Origin of the sequence: Methylobacterium sp. J-030 (genome assembly GCF_022829545.1) — a bacterium.
Classification (GTDB): Bacteria; Pseudomonadota; Alphaproteobacteria; order Rhizobiales; family Beijerinckiaceae; genus Methylobacterium.
The window spans coordinates 1-7,348 of sequence record NZ_JAKSYM010000203.1 but is presented as its reverse complement, the minus strand read 5'-3'; the positions used below and the strand labels follow the sequence as shown (position 1 = coordinate 7,348).

The following is a 7,348-nucleotide window of genomic DNA, read 5'->3' as shown; positions in this document are numbered from 1 at the left end:
GGCATCCGTGCGCGGGCGGGAGCCGACGCCGGGCCTCCTGGGGCTTCCTGATGCGTTTTTGGCCGCTTCCCCTGTTTGAGGTGTGGCAGTTGCTGAGTCGTTCGGGTTCTGTGCCGATCGGGGTCCATTTGTGGACAGTGTCCGCTCTTCGATGAGAACGGACAGCGCCTCAGCCTCGGCCTCCGTGACCTTCCCCTCCCCGTAGGCACGCCAGAGTAGGGCCGTCACGGATGGCAGGGTGATTCGGGTTGCCGCCTCGATCGCGCGGCGGATCTCGTCTGCAAACACGTGTCTCGGCCCTTTCCACAGGGCCACAGGGGGACGATCGGCGGCGCAGGCTGTGCGCTCCGTTCAAGACAAGCCGGTATCGTTGCCAGAACCGGGGTTCTGACTTGACGCCCGAGGGCGCTTCATGGCTTGTGGGGATTGGAAAAGCGGCCCCACAGGCCATCTCGATTTCGACGGGCTCCCATTTGGCGATGGGGGCCCGTTGGCTTTTCAGGGTCCTACTGCGGCGGTCGGTGCTCCTGGTGATGCCGGCGACTCGCGCGAGGCGCGCGCCAGCCGGACATGGCATGTCGGCCGGGCGGCACGGTTAAGTCAACGTCAGGGGATGATCAGCGCGACCATGCCGGCCGGACCTTCGACTCTCGCGGACCTGCGCAAGGCGGGCATCATCACGAGCCAGGAGATCGTGGCGGCGATCGACGGCTACCTGCGGGATCCGGCGGCAGGGCCCTATCGCTTCGCCAGCGGGCACAGCATCGACATCGCAGCGCTCGTCGCTCTCAAGCTCAGTCGCGAGGAGATCAGAGATCGGGCTGGCCCGCAGGAGAAGACATTCCGGACGGCCGTGGCGGCGGTCGTCATGGCGGCGCATCCGACCCTGCCTTGATCTTGGACCAGTCGACCATTTTTCTGTCGATCCAGATCAGCGGCGAGACGCTCTCGCCGAATGCGGTGAGGCTCAGACCATGATCGACGCTACTTTCCCTGCCGGCGACACCCATCGTGAGATCCGCCGTCTCGTGCACGCGGCGCGGGCGGTCATCGAAGTGACGCGGCTAAAGGCGGCCGGCACGGATCATCAGGTGGCTGAGGCAGCAGCACTACAGGCCCGCGGCCTCGCCGCGTTAGCCGCGTCACAGGCGTTGCTGGATCGTGTGAACATCCGATCCTGCCAGCGATGAGTCGAGCAGCGCGCCCTGTCCCGGTCTGATCGCGAATTGAACTCCGCTGGAGATACGACGTATGTTGGTGAGGCCCCCAAAATCGACCTTATGATGGCTTTGCCGCGGTCCTAATTTCTGGGCATTCCGCGCTTGCGAGACCTGTGTGCTCCCGCCTGTTTCACGCAGAGAGCCCATGCCTCGGTACTTCTTCGACATCAACGACGGGCACAACGAGCGAGACGAAGACGGCTTCGAGTGCGCCGATCTCCAGGCCGCCGTACTGCATGCCAAGCAGGCGCTTCCGCAGATCGCGGCCGACGAGGTGCCGAAGGACGGCGAGCGCCAAGCAATCACGGTGCTGGTGACCGACGCGGATGGCCATGCCGTCTACCTTGCGTCCCTGACTTACTCAGGGACGTGGCTGGGCCGGTAGCGCCTACTTGGGTGCAACGACGCTCTTCGACGTCTGGTGCTGCCGAGCTTGCGAGCGTATCAGCCCGTGATGGCCAAGCGCGTGAAGCAACTGCCCCAGGCTCGAGGCACCGTCCTGTTCGACGTCGTGTTCGAGGACGGCAGCCGAGCTTCGAACCGGCGCGTGCCGATGGAGATCCTGAATGGCCTCGACGGGGATCAGCTAGCCCGCGAACTCGTCGAGCAGCAGGAGGCCGAGATCGCTGAGAAGGCCGGTAGGCCGCCGCGCGTGATCCAGAGCCTGATGCGAGCCGCTAAGCCGGAACCGAAGCCTGATCGGGAGTAGCTGAATTGCTACCTGTCCGGCACGATCCGGATCGCCGGCTGCAGCACGTAGGGCGAGCCGGGCAGATGTTCGCCGTCGCCCTCGCGGCGGACGCTGATCTCGTAGCCCTGCCGCAGCGATAGCGCGCCAGGTGGCAGATCGAGCGCGAAGCCGCAGCGGCCTGTCCCGAAGCCTTCAATCGCCAGGTCCTCACGGAACAGATTAGCGTCGCACCGCCCAAGCAGGCGCCCCGCGATCCCGATAAGTACGATCACCGGCACATCGGGCGCGCCCGGGTCCCATGCCCAGCCGACGATCCGCCGGTGGGTCAGGATACCGACGTGCCCGAGCAATCCCATGCCCGGACTAGGCCGCCAGCAGCGCGGTCCACAAGCCCGCCGCGTCCACCGCCATGGCGCAGATCCTCAAGCCGTCGGCTGAGCGGCGCACCTCGACGGCGTGATCCATGCCTGGTGTCAGCGGCTCGTCGAGATCGATCTCGAAGCCGTGGCGCCCGTCGCCTACGCCCGCGGCCGCGATGTCGGCGCGGTACTGCTCAGCGAGCGTCATCGCCACGACCACGCCATCGACCACGATGTCGAGGCACACCGGGGCGTCCGGGTGCGCGGCGTCTTGGGCCCAGCCGGCGATGTGAGTGCCATCACAACGGTCCATCCACGCCTGCACCGCGCCGAAGCGTGTTGGCTCGATCGACAGGCCGGCTCGCAAGATCAGGCGCTCGCGGAGCGCGGCTAGTTCGGGCCCGGCTTCGACCCGGGCGGCGTAGGGCACAGGGGCCATAGTTGCGTCGGGACGGTGGGTGCCGTCGAAGCCGGCTCGCACGCCCGGGGCGGCCAGGAAGCTCTCCGCCGCGGCAGCCTCGGCCAAGAGCAAGTCGTGGCTATCGAGTTCGACGTGCCAGTAGGTCAGATCTCTCACCGCCTCACCGCGGGTGATCGAGGTGCCGTTGACGAGGTGCCCGGCGGCGACGAGCAGGCCGTCGAGCCAGAGGCAGTGGTCGGGGGAGACGCGGAGATCGCGGGCAGGGACGCCGTTACGAAGGGCGCCAGCGCTGATGCGCACGGGGCGGTCGTGCTTTGGCGCCGAGAGACCGGGGTAGGAGCGGTTGCCGATCCAGCGAATAGGCCGGGGCTTGCCCGACGCGGTGATGGCGAGGTCGCCCACGCGCAGGCGCTCGACCGGCACGTCCTGGATCGTCAGTCCGCGCAGGACGCGAATGCGGGTGCCGGTGACGTAGCAGGGGGCGGGTGCCGCAGGTGCGGCAGCAATCAGGACGAGCTTAGCGCTGCCGTTGCCGGTGCTGACCCCGGTCCCTGCGCGCGTCTCGACGGCATTCACTGTGCCAGCCGCTGCTAAGTACGAGGTCCCGCCGCCACCGCCGCCTTGATTGGGACCACTGGCGTATCCGGCGCCACCTGCGCCACCGGTGTTCCCACCGCCACCGCCACCGCCTCCAAGGTAATAGCCTCCACCACCGCCGCCGCCGAAGCCGCCTTTGCCAGTTGAGAAGAAATTATTGGAACCACCTGTATAGTTTGGTCCCGTTAGGCCCCCTGAGCCACCAAAGTTGTAGGAACTGGTTCCACCATTGCTCGTTGCACCAGCGCCTCCCCCACCACCACCACCAGTTTGAGAATTGCCGGCAGCGCCACCGGCTCCGAGACTGCTTCCTAACGGATTAGCCAGTGCATTTTGGCCATTGGCGACCGTCGACTGACTGAAATTTACTCCGCCGCCACCACCGCCGCCCGCTATCAACAAAACAGAGTAGGCAGTTCCGGCACCTGAATTGCCGAGAATTTCAGTAAAGCCACCGCCGCCGCCGCCTTCGATGCCCTGGGTACCAGCCCCACCCACGATGATCTGAAGCTGCTGTCCCTGCGTCAGGTTGAAGGTGGCGCCAACCTCGGCGCCGCTACCGCCCGTGGAACCGCCCGCCCCAGGCGCACCCGCGGCCCCGAAGCCGGATATATCGTAGGTTCCAGCGACGGTGACCGTGTAGTTCTGGATCGCGCCGGTGTAGTTGAACGTGATCGGGTTCATAGCGTGCCCTACGACCGGCCGCTGCCAGCCCAATCCCGGGCATCAGCCTGATGCGCGCGAGCACGGCGAGTCGAGGGCGGCCGCAATCACAAACTGCTAGGGTCGCCTCAAGGACTGATTTGGTCTGGCGGCGTGCTATCTTTGCAACGAAAGGACTGCATCCTATTAGCCTGGAAGTACACACAGAGACTGACCTGTACGCTTGAGGCGCGGCGGGTCACGCGCGCTCCAGCAGGTCGAGGAGGAGCGCCCCGGCCGCCGCGATGACGTTGCCACGCCCACGCCAGGGCAGGATGTCGGCCTCGGGCATCGGCTCGGCCGCCACCTCCGGCAGCGCAGTCTCGGGCGCCTCGGCCTCGCGATCCTGGTCGTTCCCGCGCATGTAGACGACCTGCGAGCCGGTGGTGTTCTCAGGGGCGGCCAGGGATGGCTCGTCGTCCCCGCCGTCTTCGAGGTCGGTGTCGCCGTCCATGTGGTCGAGGAGGTCGATCACCTGCTGCCCGATGTCGAAGGCCGCGTGACCGATCTCCTCCAGGTGTGCGCGGAGTGCGGCGCCGGCCAGCGGCTCCGGGGTCTCCGGCGCGGCAGACTTTAGCCGCGGGGTGAATGGCAGAACATCGCCCATGGGTCAGGTCTCGAGTTTTTGGGGAGGCCCGGCAGGATCCGGCCGGGGCGGTACGCACGGCTACGGAGGGAAGGCTCAGCGTTTGTGCTGGGCGTTCAGCTCGGCGAGCAGAGCGTCGTTGACCGGCCGGCCGTTGGTGTTCAGTTCGTCCCGGATGAGCACGCCCAGGCGCTCGCGCCGCTCGTCGGCGGTGACGGCCGCACGGCCCCTGACCTCCTCGGCGATGTCACTGAGGAAGGCGCCCGCCCGTTCGTATTCGCTGTCCAGCGCCTCGCCGGCCGGCGTGTGCCCGCTGTACCGATCGGCGGTGAAACACGGGATCTCGCTGGCGCCCGTCAGGTGGTGGAACACGCTCTCCCAGGTCTCGTAGAGGCGGGCGAGTTGGCCGAGGTCGCAGCCGGACAGATCATGCGTGGCCTTGTCGCTCGCCGGGGCGCAGTCAGCCTCGAACGCCGCCGTGACGGCGCTCATGATGTCCCGGAACAGGTAGGCCGGGCAGTCGGGATCCTCGACACTGGCGCCGGTGAACAGGGCGACCTGAAACCGGGCGTATTCGACCAGGGCGAGGCGCCCAGCCCGGGTGGTCGGTGTTGTCAGCCACACGTTGTTCCGGGCCTTGGATTGCGCCTCCGTCAGCGCCCGCTCTCGCAGGAACCAGTTCGGCCGCGCGGTCGAGGCAGGGTCTAGCCCGAACGCCTTCATCGCGTCCTCGGCTCGGTAGCTCTCGGCGATCACCGCGTGGATAGAGTCAGGCTCCCCGGGGGTGGCGGGGTCTGCCGCCAGTGCCCCGCTTTCGGCGAGCCTCAGCACCCCGTTGCACATGCTGCGCAGGGCCCGCACGGCATCGTCGTCGGGGTCGCTGCACCCGTTGAGCCGCACGGCCTCCGGGAGGTAGCCGGCGAGGGCCACGAGGCCGGGCAGCGTCTTCGCCCGGGTGTCGATCAGGTTCCCGAAAGCCTCTGCCTCGGCGAGTCGCGCCGGCTCGCCCGCAAGCTCGGTGGCGTGAAACGCATTAGATCCGCCTATCTCCACTTGGATCGCGTCGAGATGCGGCTCCCACGCGGCATAGGCGGCCCGGTGCTCCGCGATGATGACGTGGGCATAGTCGCCCTGCGGATCTGGCTCGGCGGCGGGATCCTCGCCGTGCGGGTAGGCCAGGGCGTGCAGTTCCCGGATGGCCGTCCGCCGCTGCGCCTCAGCGAATTGCAGATCCCGGCGCGTGGTGATGACCAACAAGTCCGCCAGCTCGGCGGCGGTCTTGGCGCGGGCCGCCGGCATCTCGCGGGTCGAGAACCGGGTGAAGTCGCCGCGTTGGGCGGCCTCGACCCATTCCGCGGTCCAGAGGGTGAAGCTGTCGCCGATGCGCAGGGCGGCGTACTCGGTCTCGGACAGGTTCGTGAGGCGGTCGAACTCGGTGCAGGCTCGGCGCCAAGCCTCGATGGCCTCCGGTGAGCCGGGCGCTGGCAGCGGGTTCGGCAGCGCCGGCCGGGCGGTGAGGTTGAGAAGTTCGGACTTCAGCGCGGCGGCCCGGCGCTTGAGCGACGGGGCGGCTTCGGCACGGCGGAACGGATTGGACAGCTTGAGAGGGGCCATGGTCAGCCTCCAGGGATCACAGGATGACAGGAGGCGCGGCAGGGTGGGCGCCGCGCTGTGGCAGCGTCAGGCACGGCTGGCGTTGATGCTGTCGTACTCGTGGTCGAGGTCGGCGAGATCGATGCTGGCGACGTTGGCCGCGCTGCGCAGCAGGTTCGGCCACGCGGAGCCCGTGTCCTTCCACGGGTAGCGGGCGATCACGCGGACCAGGGCAGCCATGCCCTCCGGCGTGGTAGCGACGTGTCGACCGATCTCGCGGTTCAGATCACGGAACGCATCCTCCGCGACACGACGGGCCTCCTCTAGGTGCCGGCGGCCGGTCTCGGCCTCGACGGCCTCCACCCGAGCGTCGAAGGCGTCGGCGATCGGCAGCAGGGCTTTCCAGCGCCGGATCCGTCCCGGCGTCAGCCCACCTCTGCCGAGCAGAGGCACCGCCCGAGCAATCGCGATCCGCAGGGCCTTACCGGTCCAGGCCTGTTCGGTATGGACCCCGGGGGTGCCCCAATCGAGGGCGACGTGCCGTAGGCTCACGCCGAGCAGCGTCGGGAAGCGCCATCCTGCGCCGAAACACAGCCGTTCGTCGCGTGGGGCGAACAGCTCCGGTGGGCACGTCTTGATGACGGCGTAAACCTGCCTGTGCGCGACGCCCCACGCTTCCATTGCCTCGTCCTGCGCTGTACGGGCTCGCAGCCACCGTTCAGCGAGCGCCAGCAGTTCGGCGTCGGGGTGCGGCTGGGCGGCCGCCGTCGCGATGGGGGCGGCGAGTGCTGGCAGCGGCACGGCAGCAGCGACCGATCCGGCCACGACTGCGCGGCGGGTCTGGCTTGTCAGGATGCCGCTCATCCCGGCCGCCCGCTCGCGCAGGCTGGCGGCGGGGTCGCGGCGGATCAGGTTCTTGAGGGACGTGCGCAGGGACATCGCGGGATCATCCAAATGGGGGATGCGGGCGACCGGCCCGCTCGGGGTGCGGGCTGGGGTCAGAGCAGGGTGGCGAGGCCGGTGAGCACCATGCCCCCGCCGATGATGGCGACGGCGGCCAGCAGCTCGGCGCCGACGTCGAGGAAGCGCAGGGCGCGACTGTGCGCGGTATCGGGGCGGACCGGGGCGACGGCCTCCCAAGCCTCGATGCCGCCGGGCACGGGCTCGTTCGGCAGATTG

The 7,348-nt window shown here is 68.3% G+C and carries 9 protein-coding genes and 1 pseudogene; 4 read left to right on the top strand and 6 right to left on the bottom strand.

Annotated elements, in window-relative coordinates; all coding sequences use genetic code 11:
• Positions 1 to 628 precede the first annotated feature (628 nt).
• From MKK75_RS13270 to MKK75_RS13255, 4 genes are all read left to right on the top strand, one after another.
• Positions 629 to 895: a hypothetical protein gene (locus MKK75_RS13270; RefSeq protein ID WP_244043024.1), complete on the top strand. Its 267-nt coding sequence runs from the start codon at positions 629 to 631 to the stop codon at positions 893 to 895.
• Between the two features lie 79 nt (positions 896 to 974).
• Positions 975 to 1,190 carry a hypothetical protein gene (locus MKK75_RS13265; protein ID WP_244043023.1) on the top strand — a complete coding sequence of 72 codons (216 nt, stop codon included), beginning with the start codon at positions 975 to 977 and terminating at the stop codon, positions 1,188 to 1,190.
• Between the two features lie 175 nt (positions 1,191 to 1,365).
• Positions 1,366 to 1,605 carry a DUF6894 family protein gene (locus MKK75_RS13260; RefSeq protein ID WP_244043022.1) on the top strand — a complete coding sequence of 80 codons (240 nt, stop codon included), beginning with the start codon at positions 1,366 to 1,368 and terminating at the stop codon, positions 1,603 to 1,605.
• A 69-nt stretch (positions 1,606 to 1,674) separates the two neighbouring features.
• Positions 1,675 to 1,929, top strand: coding sequence for a hypothetical protein (locus tag MKK75_RS13255; protein ID WP_244043026.1), 255 nt, complete (start codon positions 1,675 to 1,677; stop codon positions 1,927 to 1,929).
• Positions 1,930 to 1,937: 8 nt separating this feature from the next.
• On the opposite strand, the gene MKK75_RS13250 is transcribed toward MKK75_RS13255, so the two are convergent.
• The 6 genes and pseudogenes from MKK75_RS13250 to MKK75_RS13225 all read right to left on the bottom strand — a co-directional run.
• A complete protein-coding gene (locus tag MKK75_RS13250; protein ID WP_244043021.1) occupies positions 1,938 to 2,267 on the bottom strand; it encodes a hypothetical protein in 330 nt (109 codons plus the stop codon).
• Positions 2,268 to 2,274: 7 nt separating this feature from the next.
• Complete coding sequence (locus tag MKK75_RS35720; protein ID WP_279593845.1) at positions 2,275 to 3,972, bottom strand: Hint domain-containing protein; 1,698 nt, start codon at positions 3,970 to 3,972, stop codon at positions 2,275 to 2,277.
• A gap of 217 nt (positions 3,973 to 4,189) precedes the next feature.
• A complete protein-coding gene (locus tag MKK75_RS13240) occupies positions 4,190 to 4,597 on the bottom strand; it encodes a hypothetical protein (RefSeq protein ID WP_244043020.1) in 408 nt (135 codons plus the stop codon).
• Between the two features lie 75 nt (positions 4,598 to 4,672).
• Complete coding sequence (locus MKK75_RS13235) at positions 4,673 to 6,190, bottom strand: hypothetical protein (RefSeq protein WP_244043019.1); 1,518 nt, start codon at positions 6,188 to 6,190, stop codon at positions 4,673 to 4,675.
• A 66-nt stretch (positions 6,191 to 6,256) separates the two neighbouring features.
• Entirely contained in the window at positions 6,257 to 7,108 is an 852-nt protein-coding gene (locus MKK75_RS13230) for a hypothetical protein (protein WP_244043018.1), read from the bottom strand.
• 59 nt (positions 7,109 to 7,167) lie between these two features.
• Positions 7,168 to 7,348 (bottom strand): annotated as a pseudogene (locus MKK75_RS13225) (hypothetical protein); the annotation flags it as partial.

Excerpts from the sequence above, each read along its gene's own strand:
- MKK75_RS13230 (WP_244043018.1), bottom strand. The coding sequence starts at position 7,108 with ATGTCCCTGCGCACGTCCCTCAAGAACCTGATCCGCCGCGACCCCGCC.
- MKK75_RS13250 (WP_244043021.1), bottom strand. The coding sequence starts at position 2,267 with ATGGGATTGCTCGGGCACGTCGGTATCCTGACCCACCGGCGGATCGTC.
- MKK75_RS13255 (WP_244043026.1), top strand. The coding sequence starts at position 1,675 with ATGGCCAAGCGCGTGAAGCAACTGCCCCAGGCTCGAGGCACCGTCCTG.
- MKK75_RS13260 (WP_244043022.1), top strand. The coding sequence starts at position 1,366 with ATGCCTCGGTACTTCTTCGACATCAACGACGGGCACAACGAGCGAGAC.
- MKK75_RS13270 (WP_244043024.1), top strand. The coding sequence starts at position 629 with ATGCCGGCCGGACCTTCGACTCTCGCGGACCTGCGCAAGGCGGGCATC.
- MKK75_RS13235 (WP_244043019.1), bottom strand. The coding sequence starts at position 6,190 with ATGGCCCCTCTCAAGCTGTCCAATCCGTTCCGCCGTGCCGAAGCCGCC.
- MKK75_RS13265 (WP_244043023.1), top strand. The coding sequence starts at position 975 with ATGATCGACGCTACTTTCCCTGCCGGCGACACCCATCGTGAGATCCGC.
- MKK75_RS35720 (WP_279593845.1), bottom strand. The coding sequence starts at position 3,972 with ATGAACCCGATCACGTTCAACTACACCGGCGCGATCCAGAACTACACG.
- MKK75_RS13240 (WP_244043020.1), bottom strand. The coding sequence starts at position 4,597 with ATGGGCGATGTTCTGCCATTCACCCCGCGGCTAAAGTCTGCCGCGCCG.